We start from the raw sequence: 23,541 nt of genomic DNA on the forward strand, positions 1-23,541 counted from the left end.
GTTATGAGAAAAACTTTTGTTATTTTGATTTTACTTTTTACAAGTATGTTTTTTTCTGAGTTGGTAATTATAACTGAGCCAAGCGCAATGGTGTATTGGAATGATAAATTAATTGATGTTGTTCCGTTAAATGGTATTTTAAAGATTTCCAATTTGACGTATCCAGGAAAATTAAAGATTGTTAAACCCGGTTATTCAATATATGAAACACTGGTTTCAACAGAAAGCACTTTAAACGTTTCATTATCATTGCCTTCTTACGTTGAAATAACCACAGATCCTGAAAATGTCAAGATTTATATCAACGGTAAATTTTACGGTTTATCACCTTCTGTTTTTGAAGTTCCGGCTGGTTTTTTAGAAATTCACTTGGAAAAGGAAGGGTTTATTTCGAAAACTTTAAATTTGCATGTGGGAGCTTCAAAAATTGAGAAAATAAATGTAAAACTTAAAAGGTTTGTCAAATTGAGGATTAATGCTTCTGAAAAGTTAAATGTAATTTTTAATGGAAAATATTTAACTATTCCTACAGAATTGGAAGTTTTACCTGGAAAATATGTTTTAGAGTTACTAGATCCCGAATTTGTTAAATTGAAACAAGAAATAGATGTTCCAAATGCAGAAGAATATGAGTTTAACGTAGATGAGACGAAATTTTCCAAGCTTTACGTTTATGGTTTTCCAGAAAATGCCGAAATTATTTTTAACAGCATTTCAAAGGTAAGCCCAGCAAATTTTAAAGCAATGCCAGGAGATTATGAAATTACAATTAGAAGCGAAGGTTATAAGGAGTTAAAAAAGAAAATAAATTTAAAGTCTGGAAATAATACTTATGTTTATAATTTAAAGAGAAATGTAATTTCAAAAATAAACGAAAATTTATTGGTATTTCTTGACGGTATAAAAGCATCTAATCTTTTTGTTGCAAAAAGGTTGTATTTTACAAAGATAGTAGGAAAAAACAGGGAGTGGTATGGTTTTACAGATGGATCTATTGAAAAGATGCCAGAAAGTTATAGTATAATTTTAGGTAGAGAGGGTGCAGTAGAATATAAGGGGATAAGGTATAACTCTCCAGCGATTATAAATGCAAGATTTGGTGAGATTTTAACCTTTATTTCAGATGATGATTCTACAAATTTTACAGTTGTAAATAACTTGATTATTGATGATGAAGAACATTGTGTAGTAAATGTCTATTCTAAGGATAAATTAGATGTTTATGTTGATGATAAGTTTATTGGTAGAACTCCCATTTATTTTTTGGTTTTGCCAAAGGGGATGCATAAGTTTAGATTTCAAAAAGAAGGTATTATTGTGTCTGAAAATAAAGTGATAATTCAAAATGGCATATTAAATGAGGTGTTTGGAGGGGATTAAATGAAAAAATTAGTATTAGGTTTAATATTATTTCTCAGTATAGCGTTTTCTGCTGAGATAACTATAACGGATTTGTCTCCAATTGTGCCAGAATATTCTGCAGTTGAATTTTTGGTTAGAAACCAAATAATGGAATTAGATATTAATGGTAATTTTAAACCTTCATTGCTTATTACAAGACTTGATATTGCAAAAATATTGTATACCGTTATACAAAAATACAGTTTGGATAAGTTATCTGAATTAGAAAATGTTCTTTTAAATATTAACGAAGATTTAAAAACATATAAAGCAGCTTTAAATGGAGTAGATAAAAGGATGTCGCTACTTGAAGATTCTTTTTCCAAAACAAAGATGAGGTTTGAAGAGATAGAACGTTTTGTAAAAAAAGCATCTGAAACTGTTTTATCCGAAGGAGCAATTGAAAAAATTTATGAAAAGTTAAATAATTTAGATAAAGAATATGCAAAAAAGGAAGATTTAAACACACTTTCTGCACAAATTTCTATGATATCTGAAATATTCAATACTCAGATAAAAAAGTTTGATGAAAAAATTGCGTCTATTGAAAAAATTGGAGAACTTGAAAAAAAAGTAAATATTTTGAATACTGAACTAGATGAGTTAAAGACTAATTTTTTAGAAGAACAGGCGAGAAATTTGGCAAAGTTTTCAAAATTAAACGAGCAATTGGGGAATATACCTTCTGATGTAACTAATTTGAATCTAATGGTTTCGCAGCTTTCAAAAAAAATAACGGCTATTGAAGATTTGTATAATAAATTAGGAGATTTAAAACCTAGTGATTTTGAAAAACTATCTAAGATTTCGGAAATGGAAACAAAAATTAATGAATTATACACTATGTTATCTGATTTAAAGTCTTTTTCTGGTGATTTGGATACTTTAAGACAAAGGTTGGAAGGTATAGATATTTTAACGGTTAGAAATGTGGTAAATAAATTTGGGATTATTGAAAATAGGTACCAACAATTGGAAGTAAGGATACAAAATTTGGAGGATTCTTTCGGGAAATTTGATGTATATGATCAGAAAATCAAAGAATTTGAGGCGAAATTATCTGAAATAGAAAATAAAAAGATTGCTTTAGACAATATTTCAAAGATTTCCAATGATGTGGAAGACTTAAAAAAATACAAAGGTGAATCTGAAAAAGTTTTAAACGTAATGACGGATAAGATCCTAGAAGCGGAAAATAAAATTAATACTCTTCAAATTGTTTCCATTGTTTCTGTGGTTATTTCCGTTTTATCATTGGTAGTGGTATTTACAAAGTAAGAGGGGGGGATTTATGTTAATAAATGTGAAGATTTCTGAAGATAAAATGAGTGCTAGTGTTATACTTGAAGAAACTTCAGATAATGAAAAAGTTAGTCAAAAAGATATAATGGATGCATTAAAGGAAAATGGGGTAGTTTTTGGAATTGATAGTGATGTAATAAATAGAATATGTGAAAATCCAGAATTTAATGTACCTATAAAGGTTGCTTTTGGAAAACCAGCTGGTATTGGATTAGATGGAAGTATAGAATTTGTAGATTTCGAAAAAGGTATGGAAAATAAAAGTGATAAAGTAGATTTTAGGGAGTTTCCAACACACAGAAGGATTATTGTTAAGAAGGGGCAAAAAATAGCTTCAATTTTCCCACCTACTAAAGGGGAAGATGGAATAAATGTTTTAGGAGAACCTGTTTTGGGAAAAAATGGAAAAGAAATTGAGCTTAAGTTAGGGAAAAATGTTGAAAAAATTGATGATGAAATATATGCAAAAGTTGATGGGATTTTAAAAGTAGACAATGATACGAATTTTATAGATGTTGAAGAGACTTTGGAAATAGATGGTAATGTGGATTATTCCGTTGGAAATATTGATTTTCCCGGAACTGTTATAGTTAAAGGAGATGTTAAATCAGGATTTGTTGTAAGGGCAAAAGGAGATATTGAAGTTGGAGGATTAATCGAAGCAGCTACTGTAATTTCGTTAGAAGGGAATATTACTGCGACAGGTATTAAAGGACGTGAAAAAGGTATTGTAAAATGTAAAGGTACTTTGAAGATAAAATTTGCGGAAAATGCCACTATTGAAGCTGGAGTGGTTGTCTTTAATGAACAATTGAGTAATTGTAAAGTGAAAGCCAGAAAATCGATTACTTCAGAAAATGGAAAAGGTGTAATAGTAGGAGGAGATTATGTAGCTGAATTTGAAATTGTAGTTGAAGAAGCAGGTTCAGAAATTGCAACGCCTACACATCTTGAGGTGGGAATTTCACCTGAACTTATTGAAGAAAGAAATTTATTAAAAACTCAAATAATGCTTGATAAACAAAATGCAGAAAAATTATTGCAAATATTAAAGCAGTATAAAGTACTAAAGGAGAAAGGTGTAAAAATACCTGAAGATAAAAAGAAATTGTTTTTGAAGACATCTAATACTTTAATGGTAATCAAAGAGCAACTTGAAAAAAACACAAAAAGGTTTCATGAAATAGAAGAAAAAATAAACAAAACTAAGGTAAATGCTAGGATAGTTATAAAAAGGATTGTACATCCAGGTGTAGAAGTTTCTATACAAGGAATAAAGTATTATATTAATAAAGGAATGCCTAAGGTTATTTTGAAACTTTCAGAAGGAAAAGTGGTTGTAGGAGGTTATAGTGAATGATAAAAGTTAGACCGCAATTTAGAAACCAAATTTGGGGAAATAAAAAGATAAATGAGATCTTTGGAATAAAAGAAGGAAAAATTGGTGAAATTTGGTTAGTTTCCGGGCATCCACTTTTTACAACGTTAGTAGATGGAAAAGATATTAATGAGATTTCAGAGAGTTTGTGTGGAGAAAGATTTGAAAGATTCCCACTTTTGGTAAAACTTATTTCCACTTCTGATTGGCTTTCTCTTCAAGTTCATCCCGACGATGAATATGCAAAGATTGTGGAAAATGAACCTTGGGGAAAAAATGAAGCGTGGTATTTTTTAAGTGATGGAGAAATAGCAATTTGTGAAGAACCATCACTTATACCAAGAGCCGTAAAAGAAGGAAATTGGCAGGGCATTTTAAAAATTTTAAAAGTAAAAAAAGGGACTTTTGTTAATATCCCAGCAGGGATAATCCATGCACTTGGTCCCAACTCAACGGTGATTGAAGTTCAACAATCATCAGACCTTACATATAGAATATACGATTGGGGTAGACCTAGAGAGACACACTTAAAAAAAGCTTTAGAAGTTGCAAAATCTGTTAAATTTAAAGATTTATTTTTTGATAGGATTGATACAAAATATTTTAAAATGGATGTAGTTAAGAATTGTAAAATAGATGGGTTTAGTATAGTTGTGCCAGAAAAAATAGATAAAAACTTCGGAGCCTCAATAATTCCAAGAGGCTCCAAAGAAGATATATATGATTCTATAGTAATCAGACTTGGTGAATTCTTTTTGAATTCATAAATATTTTAGAGCCTTTTTCTACTCCTATGTAATCGGATATAACTTGGCATTTTGCAACGAGGGCAAAATAAAGGTTTTTTCTGGAAACTTCAGACAAACCTTCAAAATTTCCTTGTCCTTTTGCAATTACAATATCGTGCATGAAAAATGCTTCCCTAAACAATTGTGAGGATTTTTCTAGACAAGTTCCTGCTGTTTTTAATTCGGTATTTATTAATGTAGCAAACTTATTTAACCCAATGGCATAACCGTCCTCGACAGTTGCGTCGTTAATAATAGGATGTCCTTTTAGCGCAACTGATATGTTTAATTTAGGATGAAATTCTTTTAAAATTTCAATAAATAACATATCAAAAACTATTTCTCCTGTATTATCAGCGATATAAAGCAATGTATTAGAATTTGAGATATTGCTTTTAAAGAGTTCGAAATCATCAATCGAGAATGGTTGTTGCCAAATTTCGTTAATTCTATCAAATAGTTCCTCGGGAGAGTTACTTAAAGCGCCAAAATCGATTAAATTTCCGGATACTGCAAGCTTGGCTGCTTCATACAATGGATCCGCACAATCAAGTACTTTAAACTTAAAATTTTCGTACAAGGATAGCGCAATTTTATTTGACTTTTCCTTTTCTGTTTTGTATAAATCTTCTTTATCTAATAACTCTTCAAGTTTTTTGTATAAAAATTCCGCAATTTCAATAGGCTTTAATCCAAACCTTGTTTTGGAGAGCTCTTTTAGAATTTCTTTTAGAAATTCAAATTTTTCTTGTTCTGAAGAAACAAATTTATCAAGTATCCTTTGTGCTTGCTCGACATGGCAAGTTAAACATTTACTAATTGATTTCATGTTAATCCTCTCTGTCTTTTAATTTGGGTTCAAGAATATTTAAAAGGTCTTCGATTGTGACAATTCTTTCAAGTTCATCGTCTTCTATCTTTACGCCATACTCATCTTCTAAAATCATTACAAGGTCGACTACATCAAGTGAATCTGCACCCAGATCGTCGATTATATTAGAAGATTCATCTATATCTTCAATGGGAACATCAAGCTTTTCGGCTAAAATTTTACTTACTTGTCTTAAAAGTTCTTCTCTCTTCATTTTATCCCTCCTTAACAGATTAATTACATTAAAGATTAAACACAATTTTTTTAACTTGTCAAGTATATTATATACCAAAATGGTATTTGTTAATACAAATTTTTATGGTATCATTTCAATAAGGAGGTGTGATTATTTCTGAAAGGATAATTGATCCGGAAAAGATGCCAAATGATGTACAAACAATACGACCACAAAAATTAAATGAGTATATTGGGCAAGAAAATATAAAAAAAAGACTAGGACTTGCGATAAAAGCATCAAAGATGAGAAGTGAGGCACTTGACCACGTTTTGTTAGTGGGACCTCCTGGGCTTGGAAAGACTACATTAGCACATATAATTTCAAATGAACTTGGAACTAATATACATGTTACAAGTGGACCAATACTTGAAAAACAAGGGGATGTGGCTGCAATACTTACTAATTTAGAATATAGTGATGTTTTGTTTATTGATGAAATACACAGAATGAATAAATCTGTCGAAGAAATTTTGTATACGGCAATGGAGGATTTTCAGATTGATATTTTAATAGGGAAGGGTCCTTCTGCTAGGTCAATACGGATAGATTTACAACCTTTTACTTTGGTTGGTGCAACAACGCGTAGTGGTTTGTTAAGTGCCCCTTTGCGTAATAGATTTGGTTTAATAATGGAATTGGATTTTTATTCAATAGAGGAATTAAGCAAGATAATTGAAAGAGCGGCTTCAGTGTTAAATGTTGAGATTAAAAAAGATGCTGCAATTTTGCTTGCAAGAAGATCAAGGGGAACTCCTAGAATAGCTCTAAGACTTTTAAGAAGGGTCAGAGATATGAGTACAATACGTGGAAAAGTTACAATAGATATGCATATGGTTGGAGAAATAATGGAACTTTTGGGAATAGATGAAGAAGGATTAGATGAGCTTGATAGAAGAATTTTAAAAACAATAATAGAGGTGTATAATGGAGGACCAGTTGGTGTGAAATCACTAGCTGCATCTGTTGGTATCTCAGAAGATAGTATTTCAGAAGTTTATGAACCTTACCTTTTGCAAAGTGGATTTATTGCACGTACTCACAGGGGAAGAATAGCTACACAAAAAGCGTATAAACATCTGGGAATAAATGTAAAAAGGGGGCTTTTTGATGAGTAATGAATTAAAGGAAAGATATGAGGTAGTAGTAAATAGCATAAATAGTAAAATGTTGGAAGTTGGAAGAAAGGATGAAATAAAACTTGTTGCGGTGAGCAAGACTTTTCCAGTAGATGTAATTAAAAATGCGTATGAAATTGGAGTTAGGATATTTGGTGAAAACTACGCGCAAGAATTACGCGATAAATCGAAAATTTTGAAAGATTATGATATAGAGTGGCATTTTATTGGAAGAATACAGTTAAATAAATTAAAATACATAGTCCCGATAGCAGAATTAATCCATTCTGTTACAAGATTAGAGGAAATAAAAGAAATCAATAAATTAAGCACGAAATTTAACAAGGTTCAAAAGGTTTTAGTACAGGTGAATTTATCAGGTGAAACAACCAAAGCAGGATTAAGAAGTGAAGAAGTAGAAGATTTTATAAAAAAGGCATATGAATTTGAAAATGTAAAGATTATTGGTTTAATGACTATGGCCCCTTTTACTAATGATGTTGAGGCTATAAGGCGTGTATTTAGGAGTGCAAAGTTTTTAAAAGAAAAACTCCTTAAAAAATTTCCAGAGATTAAGGAACTTTCAATGGGGATGTCAAATGATTATCTAATTGCCATTGAAGAAGGTGCGACTATATTAAGAATTGGTAGTAAGATTTTTGGAGAAAGAAATGGGAGGTTGAAATAATGTTTATTTTAGGTAATTTTTTGATAGGATTGGGGGTAGCTTTGCGAATTTTAATAGATATTGAGATGTTTTTTGTTATTATCTCTGCTATTTTAAGTTGGTTTCCATTACCTTCAAGGATATATTATTATTTTCAAGCAATTGCCGATATTGTGGAAAAACCTGTAAGAAGATTAATTCCAAGAATTGGACCTGTGGATATTTCGCCGTTAATAAGTATAGTAATATTGGTGTTTTTGGATAGATTTTTAATACAGAGTATTATAGATTTGGGGTATATGTTGAAATGAAAACTATAGGAATATTTTATAAACCTACGTTAAAGGATATTGCCGAAAAATTTAAGAAAGATCTTCTTTTTGAAGGATTTGATGTTGTTTATTGTAATGAGAAATTGCTAAATATTGAAGTGGATTTGACGTTGGTCTTAGGTGGAGATGGAACATTTTTGAAAGCGGCGCATAAAGTAAAAAATCCATTAGTAGGATTTAAAGGTGGGCGATTGGGATTTTTATCCAGTTATACGTTGGAAGATTTTGAAAAATTTTTGTTTGATTTAAAGGAAAATAATTTTGTAAAGGATAGAAGATTTTTTTTGAAAGTTGAAAAGTTTTACAGTTTAAATGAACTTCTGTTGATAAAGGATCCTACTCAAAAGATGTTGGATATACAAGTTTTTTTTCAAGATGGTAGCTTTTACTTTCACGCGGATGGGCTTATAGTTAGTACTCCAACCGGTTCAACTGGGTATTCATTATCATTGGGAGGACCTATTTTGCTCCCAAATGTGAGTTCTTTTGTAATTACACCAGTTGCTCCACAATTTTTGGCATCACGAAGTATTATTATACCAGATAGTGAGGAAGTGTTAATTAAGTTAAATCAGAAGTCAAATCTTGTTTTAGATGGAATGGGATTTGGTAAAGTAAGTGAAGTTAAGATAAAAAAGTCGAAGAAAAAGATAATAATTTTAAGACCAAAGGATTATGATTTTTCAAAATCTATAAAGGAAAAGTTGGGGTACGGTAAAAAATTTTTGTAGGGTGGTTGGTATGGATTGGATATTAAAAGAACATGTGGAAGATTTGAAGAAAATGGTTTTGAAAGAAGGATGGTTAATTGAGTCTTTGTTAAATCAAGTGTTGAATGCTTTGAAGGAAAGGGATAAAGATGCAGCATTTAGTGCTTTAAAAAATGAGAATGATATCAATGTAATGGATATGAAAATAAGGGAGAAGGCTTTAATAATATTATCTACCATGATGCCTATGTCTAGAGAGCTGAGAATGGTTACGGGAAGCTTTGTTATTTCAAGCTATTTTCAAGAGATTGCGGAAAAAACACTTGATATTGCAAAAAAAGTTTTAGAACTTATTAAAGAACCGCAGTTAAAACCGTTGATCACGATTCCAGAAATGACTAAAATTTCTTTAATTATGTTAAGAGAGAGTATGAGAATGTTTGCAGATCAAAATGTATCTGGAGCAGAATCGATTTGTGAAAAGGATGCGGAAATAGATAATTTCTTTGAAGATATTAGAAAAGAATTAATGGTTTATATGATGGAAGATTCAAAATATGTAAAAAGGGCATTGATATTATTAGAGATATCACAAAGAATAGAAGAAATAGCGGATCTTGCTACAAAAATTGTAGAAACAACATCGTATATAATTACCGGTAGACAATATAAATGTTACGAGGATAAATTGCATACTATCGAGTCTTTGGAGGATAAAGCTTGAAGGTTTTAACAAAGTATGTTTCAAAACTTTCAATAGGTCCTTTTTTAATGGGAGTTGGGGCTTTTGTTTTGTTTGCAAGTGTTGAGCTTTTGTATCAACTCTCTGATATTATTGTTAGACATAGAGTTAGTATATTAAAGCTTTTTGAGCTTGTATATTATAACTTGCCGTATTTTGTCTCTATGGGAATTCCAGTAGGGGTTTTATTTTCCATTTTCTGGGTTTTATCTCAGTTATACAATTCTAAGGAGATTACAGCGCTACTTGTTCATGGTATTCCCTCTCGAAAATTAGTATATCCTTTTTTCATGTTATCAATTTTATTTGGTATTTTTGCATTTTATTTAAATGATCAAGTAGTTCCATCTTTTAATCATAAGGCTATGGAAACTATATCTAGGTATGTTTACAAAAAGCCAGAAATTTCCATTAGGGAAAATGTCTTAACTAAGATAGATGATTCTCAATATTTTTTTGTTAAGAGATATGATCAGTCTAACGGCATTTTATACAATGTTGTTCTTTTTCAAAATGTAAAAAATGAAGAGAGAATAATTACCGCGCAAAAAGTTATAAAGGAAGACTCAAAGTGGTTTTTAATCAATGGTAGAATGTATATTACCGATAATGATGGTTTTTTGAAATTAGATGTTAATTTTTCAAAGATAAAGTTGAATTTAAAAGAAGATTTGGAAAGTCTTATGAGGTTTGGAAAGTCGCCTAGAGATATGACAGGTGAAGAATTAAAAAATAAAATAAGAACTTTTAAAAAGTTGGGTATTGATCCTGCTCCGTGGATTGTGGAATTACATAGTAGGTATGCAAATTCAATTGGCCCTTTTATAATAGCCATCCTTGGTGTTCCGTTGTCTTTATTGTTTGGATTAAAAAGTAAGTCTTGGAGTGTTATTTTTACCTTTTCTATTGTTGTGTTGTACCAAGGTTCTGGTGCTTGGATTTCCGCAATGGGGAAGGAAAATCTAATGGAGCCCGTTTTAGCAGCTTGGTTCCCGAATTTAATTTTTGCAACTGTTGGTGTATTTTTGTTTTTTTTGCTTGACACACCTTTTGCTTACAAAATTAGAGAATTATTCTCAAAGTTCTTGGTGTTGTTTTTCGTAGCATTTATTTCTGGAAATATGTTTTCAGAAACTGTGAATATGGAAGCTTCTAGTTTGATTTATAATGAAGGATCAGTTTATGCAATGGGTAATGTGCATATAAGTTGGGATGAGAATCTTTTAATATCTGATGAAGCAACTATTTTTGTGGAAAATTTAAAGGCAAAGGTAATAGAAGCATATGGAAATGTGCAATATGTTAAGGAAGGAAAAAAGTATAACGCACGGTATGTAAAGTATTTTTTTTCTGAAAAAAATTCCTATGCTTTAAAGGTAAGAGGAATAGAAAAGTATAAATCAAAAGAAAAGAAAATAGATTTATATTTTGGTGCGGAAAATTTTACGGATAATTCAAGTATGGTTTTGTTAAATGAAGCGTATGTAACAACTTGTGAGCTTAAAGAACCACATTACAAGGTGGAATCGTTGGACGTTTATATTTACGAGGGAAAATATTTAGTTGCGGAAAATTCTGTTTTGTTAATATTAAATTTTCCCGTTTTCCCATATCCAATTTATTTTTGGAATTTGGATAAAAATTATAAATCACCTTTTTCTTTTTCCTTTTCTTTAGATAATGGTTTTAATTTATCTACTAAGCAAGAATATAATATGTATGTTGATAATTATCTTTTGAGTACAAAATTAGAGACGGGTGAAAGCTCAAATTTGATTTTCGAGATACAAGATGAGAAAAGAAGCATTTTATATGTGGACTATAAGAAACAATATCTGACTTTAAATTTTAGAAATTTTAATTATATTACCAGATGGGATGAAAAATATACTAACCTAAAGTTCCAGTTTTATCCCTTTTATTACAATGGACTTTTAAATTATAATACATGGAGTAAAAAGTTTGGTTTGAATTTTAAAGGAAAAAGTTTTTGGTATGATATAGGTTTAATCTTAAACAGTAATAGTATAGTACTTAATAATTTTTTTTCAGTCAAAAATATAGATGAAAAGTTATATTTTTTTAATTTTCATATCAATAATGTGAATTTTAATACGCAAATGAAAAAGGAAATTGCAAATTCGACTTTTACAATTTCAGAAACGGGAATTTTCGATTTTTATTTTAAAGATAAATTGTACACTACAAGGTTTAGTGGAAGTTTAAGAGACGATAATTATATAAGCAGGGTTAGTCATTCTTTTAAATTACCATTTGAGTACAAGAGTGAGTTTTTGGATTCAAAGTTTAAATATTCTTTTGAGTTAAATTACTATAATGCACTTACTGATAAATATTATTTAAATTTAGAATTAAGTGATATATATGAATTAAGTTCAAAGCTAAAATTAAAAGTTTTAGAGATCCAACCAAAATATTCGTACAAAAAAAGTTTCAGGTCAGAAAGAGAAGGGTACAACAAATTTAATTTGGATATATCTGTTAAGGGAAATTATATGACTTTTTCATTAATTCAAGGATATGATTTTTTAGAAAAAAGGAGTTTGAATGATAAAATTTCATTAAAGTATTTTTTAGGAAAGTATTTTTCTATGAGTTTTAGTTCCGAATACGACTTTGGGACACAAAAGCTTTTACCTACTACTGTGAAAGTTAATTACTTTAATTCTAAATTTTCATTAAAGTATAGCCTTATTTTTAAATATTATCACAATGATAACGTTCCAATTAAGGAAATAACACATTTTATCACTTTTCAAAAGTTAAAGGGTCGTTTATTACAATCTGTAGAAGAAAATTATATAAAAAATGCATATTTTAAGGGGAGTTTTAAATTAAATGATATGTTAAATATCTTGGAATTTAATTACGTAAAAAATGATATTACAAAACATTCTGTTTATTCTATAAAGTATAATTTAAAGAAGGGAAAGGATTCATTTGGAATAACCTACAAGTTGGATAATTTGTACTTAAATTTAGCTTTAAAATCTTTTGATCCAGGTTTGAAATTTGAGGTAAATTATGATTTTAACGAAGAAAGGGTTAAAGATTTAAAATTAACCTTTTTAAAAAAGTTACACCATTGGATGTTTGAATTTTCATCATGTTTTAATTTTAATAATGATGGGAACTTTGATTTTGAAGATGTAGAAAAGTTTTCTGTATTGTTTTATATCGTAGAATTTGATGAAAAATTCTTGGGATGGGATTTTAAAGAAAATGCCCCGAGTATTGGAATATTTTGATTTTGGAGGTTTTAATTATGGGAGAAATGGTATATATTGAAAAAATGGCATATGGTGGAAGTGGAATTGGAAAATTGCCAGGTGGGAAGGTTGTGTTTGTTGAAAATGCGTATCCGGGTGAACTTGTTGAGGTTAAGGTGTTAAAGGATAAAAATGACTATGCGATTGCCAGGGTATTAAATGTTTTAGAACGTGTTCCTGAAAGAAGAGCTGTAAAATGTCCATATTTTAAAAGATGTGGTGGTTGTAACTTTTTGGATTTAAGATATGAAAAACAAATAGAATTAAAAAAACAGGTTTTTCTTGAACAGCTTTTTAGAATTTCAAAAGTAGAGTTGGATGATATTGGTGTTGAACAAAGCAATCAGGAGTACGGATACAGGTTAAAGATGGAGTTTTCTATTACAAAGGATAGAAAACTTGGTTTGAAAATGAAAAATTCGAATAGAATAATAGAGATAAAAAGTTGTTTAATTGCTCCAAAGCCAGTCAATGATTTGTTAAAGCTTATTCCTGAAGTTTTGGAAATGTTTAAGGTTGATGTATATGATGGCAAAAGAGGTACATTGAAAAATGTGGTTATAAGATATTCTCCTAATGGTGAATTGATGGTAATTTTCGTGACTAAAACGGAATTTTTTAAAGATGGTAAAAAAATCGCGGCAATTTTAGCTAAAAAAGTACCTTTGCTGAAATCAGTGGTACATGTGATGAACAGCAACGATAAAGTCGTGTTGAGAGGACCTTACCGTATTTTAAAAGGTGAGGGAGTAATTACATACGATTTTAGTTGGGAAAAATTTCAGATTCCACCCACCGCTTTTTTCCAAAATAATTACTATATAACGGAAAAAATGATGGAGTATTTAACAAAACAATTAGATTTAAAAGATAATGAGGTAGTTTTAGATCTCTTTAGTGGTCTTGGAACTTTTTCAATAAGGTTAGCTCTTTTATCAAAATTTGTAATTTCTGTAGAATCAAATCATGTTTCGGTGAAGGCAGGAAGGGCAAATGCTAATATAAATAATGTCAGAAATATAAGATTTGTTGAGTCAGACGCCTATGAATTTTTGAAGGAATATAACAGAAATTTTGATGTTTTGGTTTTAGATCCACCAAGGAGTGGATTGGAAAAGGACTTGAGCTTGGAAATTTTAAAACGTAATCCTGAAAAAATTGCTTACATTTCTTGTAACCCCACTACCTTTTCAAGGGATTTAAGTATTTTATTAGAAAAGTACAAGTTGAAAACTATAAGGTTATTTGATATGTTTCCACAAACATATCATACAGAATCAGTTGCTATATTAGTTAGAAAGTAAAAATATGTTAAAATAAAAAGGGGGAGTGTAGAAAATGAATATTAAAAGGGCTTTAATTAGTGTTTCAGACAAGAGAGGGATTGTCGAATTTTCAAAAAAATTAAGGGAGTTTGGTGTTGAAATAATAAGTACTGGTGGAACTGCAAAGCTTTTGGAAGAAAATGGCATATCTGTTAAAAAAGTTTCTGAAATAACCGGTTTTCCAGAGATTTTGGGGGGGAGGGTAAAAACTCTTCATCCAAAAATTTTTGGTGCTATTTTGGCGAGGTTTGATAACAAAGAACATTTGAATGATTTGGCAAAGAATGATATTATGCCTATTGATATGGTAGTAGTGAACTTATATCCTTTTGAGGAAGTTGCAAAGAGAACTAGAAATGAAGAAAAGCTAATTGAAAATATAGATATAGGAGGAGTTGCATTATTAAGAGCATCTGCGAAGAATTATAGAGATGTTGTTGTAATTTCTGATCCTGATGATTATGGGAAAGTTATAAAAAGTCTTGAAGAATGTGGGGATGTACCACTTCAAAAGAGAAGGATATTTGCATTGAAAGCTTTTTATAGAACAATGAGGTATGATTCTGAAATTCACAGTGTGCTTTCTGAGCTCTTTGCCTCTGGGAATTTTTAAGGTGAAAAGTAATGTACGGAATAGTTTCAGATTCTTACAAAAATTTGGTAAAATTAAAAACCAAAAAGGGTGAGTTAGTATTAAAATCAAATAAAAAGATTCCAAAAGGATTGAGAATTGAAGTAAAAAAAATAGGACAAGGGGATTATGAAGGAAAGATTTTATTAGGTCCTAAGAGTTGTTTACCACCTATAAAGTATATATTTTTAGCAAATAGAATCACAGATGATCCTAGATTTATCGAAAGACTTTCCGTTATATTTGAAGAATTGGAAAGAAGGATAAAAATTAATAGGAATTTTTTGGAGAGGTTTGAAAAGTATTTTAAAAGTAATATGAAGGATGAAGAAAATTTGGAATTTGAGGTGTATTTAAACGCACTGTCAGGAAGATATGGATTACGCTCTTTTGGCGATATTAAGGTATTTTTTGATAGGGTGTCTGAAAAATTTGAAATTTTTTACGAAAAAGAAGTGATAGTTGGATATGTAAATGGTGAGCAAATTTCTTTGAGTACATCTTCGGTGATAGAAAATGTAGAAGAATTAAAGAGTAGATTGAGTAAATATTTTAAGAATGTTTTTATTAAATTTGAAGGATTTAAAGGAGGAGTTTACGTTTAGGAAAAAGATTGCCGTTGCACTGAAGTATAATCCAGATACGGATTATATACCTTTTGTTATTGCAAAGGGAAAGGAAGAGATAGCACAAAGAATTATAGATATTGCAGAAAAAAGTGGAGTCGCTATTGTTAAATCTCCGAAGCTTGTTAGTGAATTGTATAAATTAGAAGTGTTACATGAAATCCCAGAAAAATTGTATGTTGCAGTTGCGGAAATAATAGCTTTTATTGAAACTCAGAAAGGAAGCGATTGAAATGAGAAAGACTTTAATTTGTGTTTTTCTAGTATTTGGTTTAATGATATTTTCAGAGTTTTCTATAAATTTTGGGATAATGTTTGGAAATTATGATGTTGAACCTTACACATTGATTTTAATTACCGAACCATTTTTAGATGTGTATATAGATGGTGACTATATTGGACAAACGGATGTTTTTGGACAGTTGGAAATATCTTTTGGACGTGAAGGTTATCATTTTGTTGAAATTAAATCGGATAGTTATATGGTAGTATCAAAAAATGTGTTTATTAGTGCAAATGGGGTAATTTTAAAAATTCGTCCCCAAAAAGCGGGAAGTATTGTGATTTTTTCAAATGTTTATCCGGTAAATGTTTATCTTGATAATGCTTTTTATGGAGTATTTAAAGACAAGAAAGATGAACTTAAAATTCCAATTGGTGCACATAAATTGAAGTTTTTATCACCAGGATACAAGGTTATTGAAAAGGATATTTTGATTAGTTTTAAAGAAAAAGTGCCTGTTGAATTAAATTTTCACAAGAAAAATTTAGATTTGTATCTGAGAAATAGTTATGATGAATTTTCACCTAATGGTGATTGGTACAGAGATAAATGGGATTTGGAGATTTTTTTAACAACATTTGCAACTATTACCATTGATATTTTCAGCGAAAATGAAAAGGTGGAGAGTTATAGGTTTTCTGGAGTACCTGGTGAGAATATTTTCAAATGGAACGGAATTAAGAAGACAGGTGAATATTTGGTTGTGGTAACTGCATATAATGAAAGTGAAAAAGTAATGAAGGATACTAATGTAAAAATAAATATGGAAAAATACACTTATCTAAAAGAAATTACTATTTTAAGTCTTTTTGTGATATTTTCCGGAATAGTTTATGTGATTTTAAAATAGAGGAGGGTTTATATGATCGATTATGAATTAAAACAAAGAATAGATGAAGTTAAGAAAAAATACGAAGATATTGTAAAGGTATTTCACCCACAAGATAAATTGGAAGAACTTAAAGAATTGGAAAGTTTAATGGGAGCTTCGGATTTTTGGAGTGATCAAAAAAAAGCAAAGGAAATTTCTCAAAAAGCGCAAAGAATAAGAAAGATAATAGAAGATATGAAAGATATAGAAAATAAAATGGAAGATTTAGAAGCCGGATTGGAACTTGTAGAAGAAGATGTAACTTTTTGGGAGACTGTAAAACAATTGATTGAGGAAATAGAAAAGAAGGTTAAAATTTTTGAACTTGAGTTGATATTAAACGAAAAATTTGATGCAAGTAATGCGTATTTGACAATTCATCCTGGTGCGGGTGGAACGGAGTCTCAAGACTGGGCATCTATGTTGCTTAGAATGTATATGAGGTGGGCAGAAAGAAGAGGATTTAATGTGCAGGTTGTTGATTATCAACCAGGTGAAGAGGCGGGGATAAAAAGTGCAACACTTTACATAAAGGGTGAGTATGCTTATGGTTATTTAAAGTATGAAAGAGGAGTTCATAGATTGGTGAGAATTTCCCCATTTGATGCAAACAAAAGACGTCATACGTCTTTTGCATCTGTGAATGTAATGCCGGAGATAGAAGATGATATTGACATTGATATTAATCCAGAAGATTTGAGAATAGATACGTATAGGGCATCAGGTGCAGGTGGACAGTATGTAAATAAGACGGAATCTGCTGTGAGAATTACCCATATACCAACGGGAATTGTCGTAACTTGTCAGACAGAGAGATCTCAATTGCAGAATAAAGAAACGGCAATGAAAGTGTTAAAAGCTAGACTATATCAATTAGAACTTGAAAAAAGGCAAAAACAACTTGAGGAAATACAAGGTGAGTTAAAAGATATTTCATGGGGGAACCAAATTAGATCATACGTCTTTCAACCTTATACTATGGTAAAAGATCACAGGACAAATATTGAAACTGGAAATATAGATGCTGTTATGGATGGAGATATCGATTTATTCATTGAAAGTGAGTTAATTTATTTTGCAAAAAACCGGAATAAGAAGTAGAGGTGGTTTTATGGCAAAAGTTTATGTGTTAACTTCGGGAAAGGGTGGGGTTGGAAAAACAACGGTAACGGCAAATTTAGGATGTGCATTGGCAAAAGATGGAAATAGAGTATGTCTTATAGATGCAGATGTAGGTTTAAAAAATTTAGATGTCGTGTTAGGACTTGAAAATAGGATAATATATACCATTTTAGATGTGGTAAATGGTAATGTTTCACCTAAGGATGCTTTAGTAAGACACAAAAATTTGAAAAATCTTTTTTTACTTCCAGCTTCACAAATCGCAACAAAAGAGATGATTACACCCGAGGATATGATAAAAATAGTTGAAGAATTAAATGGAGATTTTGATTACATATTAATTGATTCGCCTGCTGGAATTGAAAGAGGATTTAGAAATGCAATTGCCCCGGCAAATTTTGCGATAATTGTTACAACACCAGAATTGCCGGCTATTTCAGATGCCGATAGGGTGATAGGGTTATTGGAAAACAACGGTTTTGATGACAAGAATATAATACTAATATTAAATAAGTTTAAAGTTAATATGGCTCGTAAAGGAGAAATGTTGTCTGAAATGGATGTCCAAAAAGCACTTGCAATTGAGTTAATTGGTGTTATCCCTGAATCTGATGATGTTATTATTTCAACAAATAGGGGAATGCCGGTTGTATTGGAAAGTGAATATGGTATTTCTAAGAATTTTACAAACATAGTAAGACGATTAAAGGGAGAGGAAATTCCATTGGAAAGTGATATTCCTTCTGCAATTAATTTTTTAGCAAAGTTTTTTTCTTTCTTTAAAAAGAGGTGAAGTCTATGTGGATACTGGATATTTTTAAAAAACATGAAAAGAAGAATTCAAGAGAAGAGGCATTAAAAAGATTGGATAATATGATGAGTAGGAGAAGGGATATTATTCAAAAAATTCCACAAGATGTTTTTGAAAAAAACTCTGAGGAAATAAAAAGAGAGGTTATTAGAGTTATTTCGGCTAAATTTAACGTACCTGTTGAAAGGGTGAAGGTAGATTGTCAAGAAGAAGATGGATACGTGGTAATAGTTACAAACATAAATTTCAAATAATTTTAGTAATTATGTTTTTTCTTTTATCAAGTTGTGCGTTGACGTTGGATAAAATATTGCCTGATACCACAGATGAGCAAATTATTAATTTAAATGCTTATTTTCAGGCATTTTATTCAGATAATTTAAGACGTATTTTTTTAGAAAAACTTGGTATTTCCGAAGATGATTTTGTGTTGGATAATATAAAGAGTGTTAATGTAAAAATGACATTAAATGGCGAAGAGATGGAAAAAAATGTGATTTCTTCAGGAATTTTAATAAAACCAATGGTTACCGTTGAAAAGAACATTTCAAGTATTAATATGGATGTTGAAGTTATTTATACTTTAACCAATGGAATCTATGAAAAAACTTACACTTTAACTGCACAATTTAACGAGAATTTGGATTTATCAAAAACGAACAATTTGTATTTTATAATTTATTTAGAAGACGAAGGTACTGGTGTAAAATTAAATATAGATCCTACGTTTGAAATTAAATTTATTGGTACAGATGAAAAAGAAAAAATTTATTATGTAACACCTGATAGTAAGAAGTATTATTCTATATTGAAAAATGAAAATATTGAAAATAAAATCATATTAAAAGACGCTTACGATGAGGTTCAAGTTTTTTCTTTTCCATAAGGGGTGGTTTTAGTGAAAAAAAATAGAAAAAAAGATTTTTTTAAATATTTTTACATAAGCTTTGTGGGATTTTTATTGCTTTTTTTAATTGTGAATGTTGTTACTTCTATAATAAGGTATAATGTTAATTTCAAAGAGTATAAGAAGGTAAAATCTGAGTATGAAGAAACAAAGAAAAAATACGAAAAGATGTTGAATTTGTACGATAATCTGAAAAATTTAAAAGAGGGCAGGGAAAAGGAATGAATTTTGTGGTGACAACGTCGTATAATCCAAGTAAGGAGCTTATAGAAATTGCAAAAAAACTTGCCATAGAATACGATGTAAGGTATTTAAATAGAAATCATTTGCCAAAATATTTAAAAAAAGGTTTAATTGATTTTTATTATGTTATAGATAAAAAAAAGATGTTGAGTATAAAATGGAGGGATGGGGAGTTTTTTTTTCATCAAGGAATTGCAAAAATTAGAATGGAAAATATAAGGCATGGTGAAAGAGATTATTTAATAGAATCTATTAACCCCAGCGAAAATGATGTAATATATGATGCAACTTGTGGTTTGGGATCAGATGCGCTTCTAATTGCAAATTATGCAAAAAAAGTAATTGCAACGGAAGGATCAGTGCATATATATAGAGTAGTAAAGTGGGGACTTTCAAATTATGTCTCTGAGGAAGAATGGATAAATAAGTCAAAAGAAAAAATAGAATTATTAAACGAAAATTATAAAGATTTTATTCGAAAAGTAGAAGATCGAGCGTTTGATGTGGTATACTGTGATCCTATGTTTGAAAATCCAATATATGAGAGTAATTCGTTAAATCCTTTGCGCTCCTTTGCTTTGTATGAGCCTCTGACAAAGGATGATTTAGAAGAAATGTTGAGGATTTCAAAGAAAAAAGTGGTAATCAAGACTCTTAAAAAAGATAATTTGTACAAGGAAATAAGAAAGTATTTTGATGCAGAGTATGTTTCTAGAAAAAGTGGAGTAGTATATGGAGTAATAAACAAGACGGAGGTGTAGTATGGGATTTTTTGAAAAGTTCAAAAAAGGTCTTCAAAAAACAAGAGAAACTTTTTTCGGAAAGATAAAAAGTATTTTAAAAGGTAAAAAGTTGGATGAGGAAACAAAAGAGGAAATAGAAGAACTTTTAATCTTGTCAGATGTTGGATACGAGGCGACTGAATATATTTTAGAAAGGATAGAAAAAGCCGATGGAGATGATGCATATGAGGCATTGAAAAAAGTATTAATTGATATTTTGAGAGGAAATAATGATCTTATAATAAGCGATTTGCCATTTGTTATAAGCATGGTTGGAGTTAATGGTTCTGGAAAAACAACAACTGCGGGGAAGCTAGCTTCATACTTTTCAAAAAATGGCAAGTCTGTTGTTTTGGCTGCTTGTGATACTTTTAGGGCTGCAGCAATTGATCAATTAAAGGTGTGGGGAGATAAGACAAATGCAACAATTATTGCACATCAAGAAGGTGCAGATTCTGCCGCAGTAGCTTTTGATGCAGTAAATCATGCAATTTCCAAGAAAAAAGATGTTGTAATACTGGACACTGCGGGAAGGTTGCACACAAAGAAGAATTTGATGGAAGAGTTGAGAAAGATTAACAGGGTTATTAAGAAAAAGATTGAAAATGCGCCACATGAAGTTTTATTGGTAATTGATGCGGTTACAGGTCAAAATGGATTGCAACAGGCAAAGGTCTTTAAAGAATTTGTGGATATTACTGGAATAGTTTTGACCAAATTGGATGGTACAGCAAAAGGTGGAATCGCAATTGCTATTGCAAAGGAACTTGGTATTCCAATAAAGTTTGTAGGTTTAGGGGAAGGAATTGATGATTTAAAACCGTTTGATGCAGAAGATTTTGTTAATGCACTTTTGGAAGGTGAATAATATGAATAGTTTATGGGATAAGGATTATAAGTGCCCTGTATGTGGTAAAGAATTTAAAAGTAAAAAGGTAAGGATAGATTCAGTGAAAATCTCAAGTTATGATGAAGACTTGAAACCTAACTTTTTGGAAGTTAATCCCTTTTTATATGAAGTTGTTGTATGTCCGTATTGTCTTTACGCAGAGTATGAACCAAAATTTGAAAATACTGTAACTGTTGTTGAAAAAGATAAGATAATTGAAGCATTGGATAAATTAAAAGAGAAACTTTCAGAAATGAAAAGTAAGTTTGTAGAGAAGAGAAATATAGATATTGCCTTAAAGGCATATGGGATAGTTATAATTTTATCAACTGTTACTAAAAAATATTGTAAATTAGCAGATGCATATTTAAAGGTTGCGTGGTTACTTAGAGAAAAAGGTGATAAAAATCAAGAAGATATAGCGCTTGCGCATGCGCTAAAAAATTTTGAAGATTGTTATATGAAATCTGATATTCCAGAAGGAAAACCCGAAGAGAAAGTTTTATTTTATCTTGGAGAGTTAAATAGGTATTTTAACAAAAAAGATGAATCTATAAAGTGGTTTTCTGTACTTATTAAAAAGTATGGAAGAAGCTCTTCGTATTATGCAAAGGTGGGAAGAGATAGATGGCAAAGTATGCGGCAATAGTAGTTCTTTTATTATTCTTGTTTTCTTGTAATTATGTAACATATGAACAGTTTAATCAATTGGAAAATAGAGTATTTACTATGGAAAATGTTGTGGAAAAACATGAAAAACAGATAGAAGAGCTTGAGAAAAATTATATTAGTCTTTCAAAGAGTTTGAAAAAGGATATTGAAAGATTAGATAAAGAATTAAAAAGCATTAATTTAAAAAATAAAGTAGATTATCTTGAGGATTTTACCCATAAATTAGCGTTTCAAATTTCTAGTATGGAAAATCAATTGAATAAAGTAACTGCTAATTTAACATCGTATAATATTCGTGGAATTATTTACAGGATAAACGAGGTAGAAGGCTTGGTCCAAAGTTTAGATTTGAATTCTGTAAATACGCTTTTAAATGATGCCATTGAAAAATATAACAATGGATATGCGGAAATTTATAATTTAGCAGATAAGGTAAGGAAGTTAGAGTTGGAAATTCAGGCTCTAAGTGAAACATTGTCGGAGATAGATAATGTAAAAAGCAAAAATGACGAGAAGAGTATACCCGCAATTCAAATAATAAATCAGGTTGAAAAGATAAACAAATTGGAAAGTGTGGTTAATGATTTGATACTAAAAGTTGATAAGTTTTCATCTAAGGAAGGATTGGAAAAGGAATTGGCATTGGTGAAACAGATTAGTTCTGAAATTAGTTTTTTAAGGAAAAATTTTAGTCGAGAAGATATTATTGATATATTGAAGTTGAGGCAGGGGTATATTTCTTATATTGTAAGAAGTGGAGATTCATTGTACAGTATAAGTAAAAGATTTAATCTGGGAAATGGGGGAATTGAAAAGCTAATATCATTTAATGCAATAGTGAATCCGAGGAAGATTATTCCAGGTCAAATAATAAAAATTCCGGTGGATGATTTTAAGAAATTTTTGAGAATTCCGATAGATGTGAATCCTGAGAGTATTTTGAGTTATTTTGGAGAATCAAGAGATGGAATTACCAATTTGGGAATAGACGTTGATGCTGCGGGTAATGAAGTTTATCCAATTTTAGTGGGAAGAGTTACAATCAAGGGTGAGGATGTTTTGTATATAGATCATGGAAATGGTATTTTAGGAATTTACAAGGGAATAGAAACTAATTTAGAGGAAAATGACTGGGTGGATATTAACAAACCGCTGGGAAAGGTTAAAAAAATCTTTCATTTTGAATTGTGGGTTGATGGTGAACCTAAGGATCCTTTGAAATTATTATTTGAGTACAAAGGAAAATTTATGGTAACGTTTTATACCCCGTGGGATGATGGAAAAATACCTTTACATCCTACTTTTAGATTAACAAGATCTGGTAAAGTGGCAAGAGAGTGGATTACAGCTGCAATTGATCCCACATTGATCCCTTTGGGTAGTTATATATATATTCCGCAGTTGAAAAAACTACTAGTCGCGGAGGATACTGGGAGTTTGATACAAGGAAAGAGGATAGATATATATATTGAAGATGTAAATGTTGCAAGAAAAAATAGTGTTAAAGATTTTGATGTGTTTATACTAAAAAATGGAGGTATTTAA

26 protein-coding genes are annotated in these 23,541 nt (G+C 30.3%); 24 read left to right on the top strand and 2 right to left on the bottom strand.

The genetic code is table 11. The features are described from left to right. Window positions 1–3: 3 nt before the first annotated feature. The 4 genes from Y592_RS08135 to Y592_RS08150 are packed head-to-tail and all read left to right on the top strand — an operon-like array spanning window position 4 to window position 4,848. Entirely contained in the window at window positions 4–1,380 is a 1,377-nt protein-coding gene (locus tag Y592_RS08135) for a PEGA domain-containing protein (protein WP_075666484.1), read from the top strand. After that, entirely contained in the window at window positions 1,381–2,679 is a 1,299-nt protein-coding gene (locus Y592_RS08140) for an S-layer homology domain-containing protein (RefSeq protein ID WP_075666485.1), read from the top strand. Window positions 2,680–2,692: 13 nt separating this feature from the next. Continuing rightward, a complete protein-coding gene (locus Y592_RS08145; protein WP_075666486.1) occupies window positions 2,693–4,063 on the top strand; it encodes a DUF342 domain-containing protein in 1,371 nt (456 codons plus the stop codon). After that, window positions 4,060–4,848 carry a type I phosphomannose isomerase catalytic subunit gene (locus Y592_RS08150; RefSeq protein WP_075666487.1) on the top strand — a complete coding sequence of 263 codons (789 nt, stop codon included), beginning with the start codon at window positions 4,060–4,062 and terminating at the stop codon, window positions 4,846–4,848. Before Y592_RS08145 ends, Y592_RS08150 begins: the two co-directional genes overlap by 4 nt. On the opposite strand, the gene Y592_RS08155 is transcribed toward Y592_RS08150, so the two are convergent. Beyond that, complete coding sequence (locus Y592_RS08155; protein ID WP_075666488.1) at window positions 4,817–5,698, bottom strand: damage-control phosphatase ARMT1 family protein; 882 nt, start codon at window positions 5,696–5,698, stop codon at window positions 4,817–4,819. The two genes, Y592_RS08150 and Y592_RS08155, sit on opposite strands and share 32 nt — an antisense overlap. A gap of 1 nt (window position 5,699) precedes the next feature. After that, a complete protein-coding gene (locus tag Y592_RS08160) occupies window positions 5,700–5,954 on the bottom strand; it encodes an acyl carrier protein (RefSeq protein ID WP_075666489.1) in 255 nt (84 codons plus the stop codon). A gap of 164 nt (window positions 5,955–6,118) precedes the next feature. Between Y592_RS08160 and ruvB the strand changes: the two genes are divergently transcribed. From ruvB to Y592_RS08260, 20 genes are read left to right on the top strand one after another with little or no spacing between them, the layout of a single operon-like run. Next, the gene (ruvB, locus tag Y592_RS08165; protein WP_075666749.1) at window positions 6,119–7,093 is read left to right on the top strand and encodes a Holliday junction branch migration DNA helicase RuvB; all 975 of its coding nucleotides are present in this window, start codon (window positions 6,119–6,121) and stop codon (window positions 7,091–7,093) included. Then, entirely contained in the window at window positions 7,086–7,781 is a 696-nt protein-coding gene (locus tag Y592_RS08170; RefSeq protein WP_075666490.1) for a YggS family pyridoxal phosphate-dependent enzyme, read from the top strand. The genes ruvB and Y592_RS08170 overlap by 8 nt, the downstream gene beginning before the upstream one ends. Further along, complete coding sequence (locus tag Y592_RS08175; RefSeq protein ID WP_075666491.1) at window positions 7,781–8,071, top strand: YggT family protein; 291 nt, start codon at window positions 7,781–7,783, stop codon at window positions 8,069–8,071. Before Y592_RS08170 ends, Y592_RS08175 begins: the two co-directional genes overlap by 1 nt. Then, the gene (locus tag Y592_RS08180; protein ID WP_075666492.1) at window positions 8,068–8,823 is read left to right on the top strand and encodes an NAD(+) kinase; all 756 of its coding nucleotides are present in this window, start codon (window positions 8,068–8,070) and stop codon (window positions 8,821–8,823) included. Before Y592_RS08175 ends, Y592_RS08180 begins: the two co-directional genes overlap by 4 nt. A 10-nt stretch (window positions 8,824–8,833) precedes the next feature. Continuing rightward, window positions 8,834–9,526 (top strand): phosphate signaling complex PhoU family protein, encoded by a 693-nt coding sequence (locus tag Y592_RS08185; protein WP_075666493.1) that lies wholly within the window; start codon window positions 8,834–8,836, stop codon window positions 9,524–9,526. Then, window positions 9,523–12,813 (top strand): YjgP/YjgQ family permease, encoded by a 3,291-nt coding sequence (locus tag Y592_RS08190; protein WP_075666494.1) that lies wholly within the window; start codon window positions 9,523–9,525, stop codon window positions 12,811–12,813. The genes Y592_RS08185 and Y592_RS08190 overlap by 4 nt, the downstream gene beginning before the upstream one ends. 17 nt (window positions 12,814–12,830) lie before the next feature. Next, complete coding sequence (gene rlmD / locus Y592_RS08195; protein WP_075666495.1) at window positions 12,831–14,138, top strand: 23S rRNA (uracil(1939)-C(5))-methyltransferase RlmD; 1,308 nt, start codon at window positions 12,831–12,833, stop codon at window positions 14,136–14,138. Between the two features lie 34 nt (window positions 14,139–14,172). Next, window positions 14,173–14,772: an IMP cyclohydrolase gene (locus Y592_RS08200; RefSeq protein WP_075666496.1), complete on the top strand. Its 600-nt coding sequence runs from the start codon at window positions 14,173–14,175 to the stop codon at window positions 14,770–14,772. Window positions 14,773–14,783: 11 nt separating this feature from the next. After that, the gene (locus Y592_RS08205) at window positions 14,784–15,395 is read left to right on the top strand and encodes a hypothetical protein (RefSeq protein WP_075666497.1); all 612 of its coding nucleotides are present in this window, start codon (window positions 14,784–14,786) and stop codon (window positions 15,393–15,395) included. Then, the gene (locus Y592_RS08210) at window positions 15,364–15,648 is read left to right on the top strand and encodes an EscU/YscU/HrcU family type III secretion system export apparatus switch protein (protein WP_232218184.1); all 285 of its coding nucleotides are present in this window, start codon (window positions 15,364–15,366) and stop codon (window positions 15,646–15,648) included. The genes Y592_RS08205 and Y592_RS08210 overlap by 32 nt, the downstream gene beginning before the upstream one ends. Before the next feature lies 1 nt (window position 15,649). Then, the gene (locus Y592_RS08215; protein ID WP_075666499.1) at window positions 15,650–16,549 is read left to right on the top strand and encodes a PEGA domain-containing protein; all 900 of its coding nucleotides are present in this window, start codon (window positions 15,650–15,652) and stop codon (window positions 16,547–16,549) included. 12 nt (window positions 16,550–16,561) lie between these two features. Beyond that, window positions 16,562–17,671 carry a peptide chain release factor 2 gene (gene prfB / locus Y592_RS08220; protein WP_077198682.1) on the top strand — a complete coding sequence of 370 codons (1,110 nt, stop codon included), beginning with the start codon at window positions 16,562–16,564 and terminating at the stop codon, window positions 17,669–17,671. Window positions 17,672–17,681: 10 nt separating this feature from the next. Further along, entirely contained in the window at window positions 17,682–18,485 is an 804-nt protein-coding gene (gene minD / locus Y592_RS08225; protein ID WP_075666501.1) for a septum site-determining protein MinD, read from the top strand. A 5-nt stretch (window positions 18,486–18,490) separates the two neighbouring features. Then, window positions 18,491–18,757: a trigger factor gene (locus Y592_RS08230; protein ID WP_075666502.1), complete on the top strand. Its 267-nt coding sequence runs from the start codon at window positions 18,491–18,493 to the stop codon at window positions 18,755–18,757. After that, window positions 18,703–19,389: a hypothetical protein gene (locus Y592_RS08235; protein WP_075666503.1), complete on the top strand. Its 687-nt coding sequence runs from the start codon at window positions 18,703–18,705 to the stop codon at window positions 19,387–19,389. Before Y592_RS08230 ends, Y592_RS08235 begins: the two co-directional genes overlap by 55 nt. A 12-nt stretch (window positions 19,390–19,401) precedes the next feature. Beyond that, window positions 19,402–19,635: a hypothetical protein gene (locus tag Y592_RS08240; protein WP_075666504.1), complete on the top strand. Its 234-nt coding sequence runs from the start codon at window positions 19,402–19,404 to the stop codon at window positions 19,633–19,635. Beyond that, complete coding sequence (locus tag Y592_RS08245; protein WP_075666505.1) at window positions 19,632–20,414, top strand: class I SAM-dependent methyltransferase; 783 nt, start codon at window positions 19,632–19,634, stop codon at window positions 20,412–20,414. Before Y592_RS08240 ends, Y592_RS08245 begins: the two co-directional genes overlap by 4 nt. 1 nt (window position 20,415) lies before the next feature. Then, a complete protein-coding gene (ftsY, locus tag Y592_RS08250) occupies window positions 20,416–21,303 on the top strand; it encodes a signal recognition particle-docking protein FtsY (protein ID WP_075666506.1) in 888 nt (295 codons plus the stop codon). Between the two features lies 1 nt (window position 21,304). Continuing rightward, the gene (locus tag Y592_RS08255; RefSeq protein ID WP_075666507.1) at window positions 21,305–21,973 is read left to right on the top strand and encodes a DUF2225 domain-containing protein; all 669 of its coding nucleotides are present in this window, start codon (window positions 21,305–21,307) and stop codon (window positions 21,971–21,973) included. After that, on the top strand, window positions 21,952–23,541 hold the full coding sequence (locus tag Y592_RS08260; protein WP_075666508.1) for a 3D domain-containing protein: 1,590 nt from the start codon (window positions 21,952–21,954) through the stop codon (window positions 23,539–23,541). The genes Y592_RS08255 and Y592_RS08260 overlap by 22 nt, the downstream gene beginning before the upstream one ends.

Origin of the sequence: Thermosipho sp. 1070 (assembly GCF_001682135.1) — a bacterium.
Classification (GTDB): Bacteria; Thermotogota; Thermotogae; order Thermotogales; family Fervidobacteriaceae; genus Thermosipho; species Thermosipho affectus.

Excerpts from the sequence above, each read along its gene's own strand:
- Y592_RS08140 (WP_075666485.1), top strand. The coding sequence starts at position 1,381 with ATGAAAAAATTAGTATTAGGTTTAATATTATTTCTCAGTATAGCGTTT.
- Y592_RS08200 (WP_075666496.1), top strand. The coding sequence starts at position 14,173 with ATGAATATTAAAAGGGCTTTAATTAGTGTTTCAGACAAGAGAGGGATT.
- prfB (WP_077198682.1), top strand. The coding sequence starts at position 16,562 with ATGATCGATTATGAATTAAAACAAAGAATAGATGAAGTTAAGAAAAAA.
- Y592_RS08245 (WP_075666505.1), top strand. The coding sequence starts at position 19,632 with ATGAATTTTGTGGTGACAACGTCGTATAATCCAAGTAAGGAGCTTATA.
- ftsY (WP_075666506.1), top strand. The coding sequence starts at position 20,416 with ATGGGATTTTTTGAAAAGTTCAAAAAAGGTCTTCAAAAAACAAGAGAA.
- Y592_RS08260 (WP_075666508.1), top strand. The coding sequence starts at position 21,952 with ATGGCAAAGTATGCGGCAATAGTAGTTCTTTTATTATTCTTGTTTTCT.
- minD (WP_075666501.1), top strand. The coding sequence starts at position 17,682 with ATGGCAAAAGTTTATGTGTTAACTTCGGGAAAGGGTGGGGTTGGAAAA.
- Y592_RS08160 (WP_075666489.1), bottom strand. The coding sequence starts at position 5,954 with ATGAAGAGAGAAGAACTTTTAAGACAAGTAAGTAAAATTTTAGCCGAA.
- Y592_RS08255 (WP_075666507.1), top strand. The coding sequence starts at position 21,305 with ATGAATAGTTTATGGGATAAGGATTATAAGTGCCCTGTATGTGGTAAA.
- Y592_RS08170 (WP_075666490.1), top strand. The coding sequence starts at position 7,086 with ATGAGTAATGAATTAAAGGAAAGATATGAGGTAGTAGTAAATAGCATA.
- ruvB (WP_075666749.1), top strand. The coding sequence starts at position 6,119 with ATGCCAAATGATGTACAAACAATACGACCACAAAAATTAAATGAGTAT.
- Y592_RS08175 (WP_075666491.1), top strand. The coding sequence starts at position 7,781 with ATGTTTATTTTAGGTAATTTTTTGATAGGATTGGGGGTAGCTTTGCGA.
- Y592_RS08145 (WP_075666486.1), top strand. The coding sequence starts at position 2,693 with ATGTTAATAAATGTGAAGATTTCTGAAGATAAAATGAGTGCTAGTGTT.
- Y592_RS08150 (WP_075666487.1), top strand. The coding sequence starts at position 4,060 with ATGATAAAAGTTAGACCGCAATTTAGAAACCAAATTTGGGGAAATAAA.
- Y592_RS08215 (WP_075666499.1), top strand. The coding sequence starts at position 15,650 with ATGAGAAAGACTTTAATTTGTGTTTTTCTAGTATTTGGTTTAATGATA.
- rlmD (WP_075666495.1), top strand. The coding sequence starts at position 12,831 with ATGGGAGAAATGGTATATATTGAAAAAATGGCATATGGTGGAAGTGGA.
- Y592_RS08185 (WP_075666493.1), top strand. The coding sequence starts at position 8,834 with ATGGATTGGATATTAAAAGAACATGTGGAAGATTTGAAGAAAATGGTT.
- Y592_RS08205 (WP_075666497.1), top strand. The coding sequence starts at position 14,784 with ATGTACGGAATAGTTTCAGATTCTTACAAAAATTTGGTAAAATTAAAA.
- Y592_RS08155 (WP_075666488.1), bottom strand. The coding sequence starts at position 5,698 with ATGAAATCAATTAGTAAATGTTTAACTTGCCATGTCGAGCAAGCACAA.
- Y592_RS08180 (WP_075666492.1), top strand. The coding sequence starts at position 8,068 with ATGAAAACTATAGGAATATTTTATAAACCTACGTTAAAGGATATTGCC.
- Y592_RS08135 (WP_075666484.1), top strand. The coding sequence starts at position 4 with ATGAGAAAAACTTTTGTTATTTTGATTTTACTTTTTACAAGTATGTTT.
- Y592_RS08230 (WP_075666502.1), top strand. The coding sequence starts at position 18,491 with ATGTGGATACTGGATATTTTTAAAAAACATGAAAAGAAGAATTCAAGA.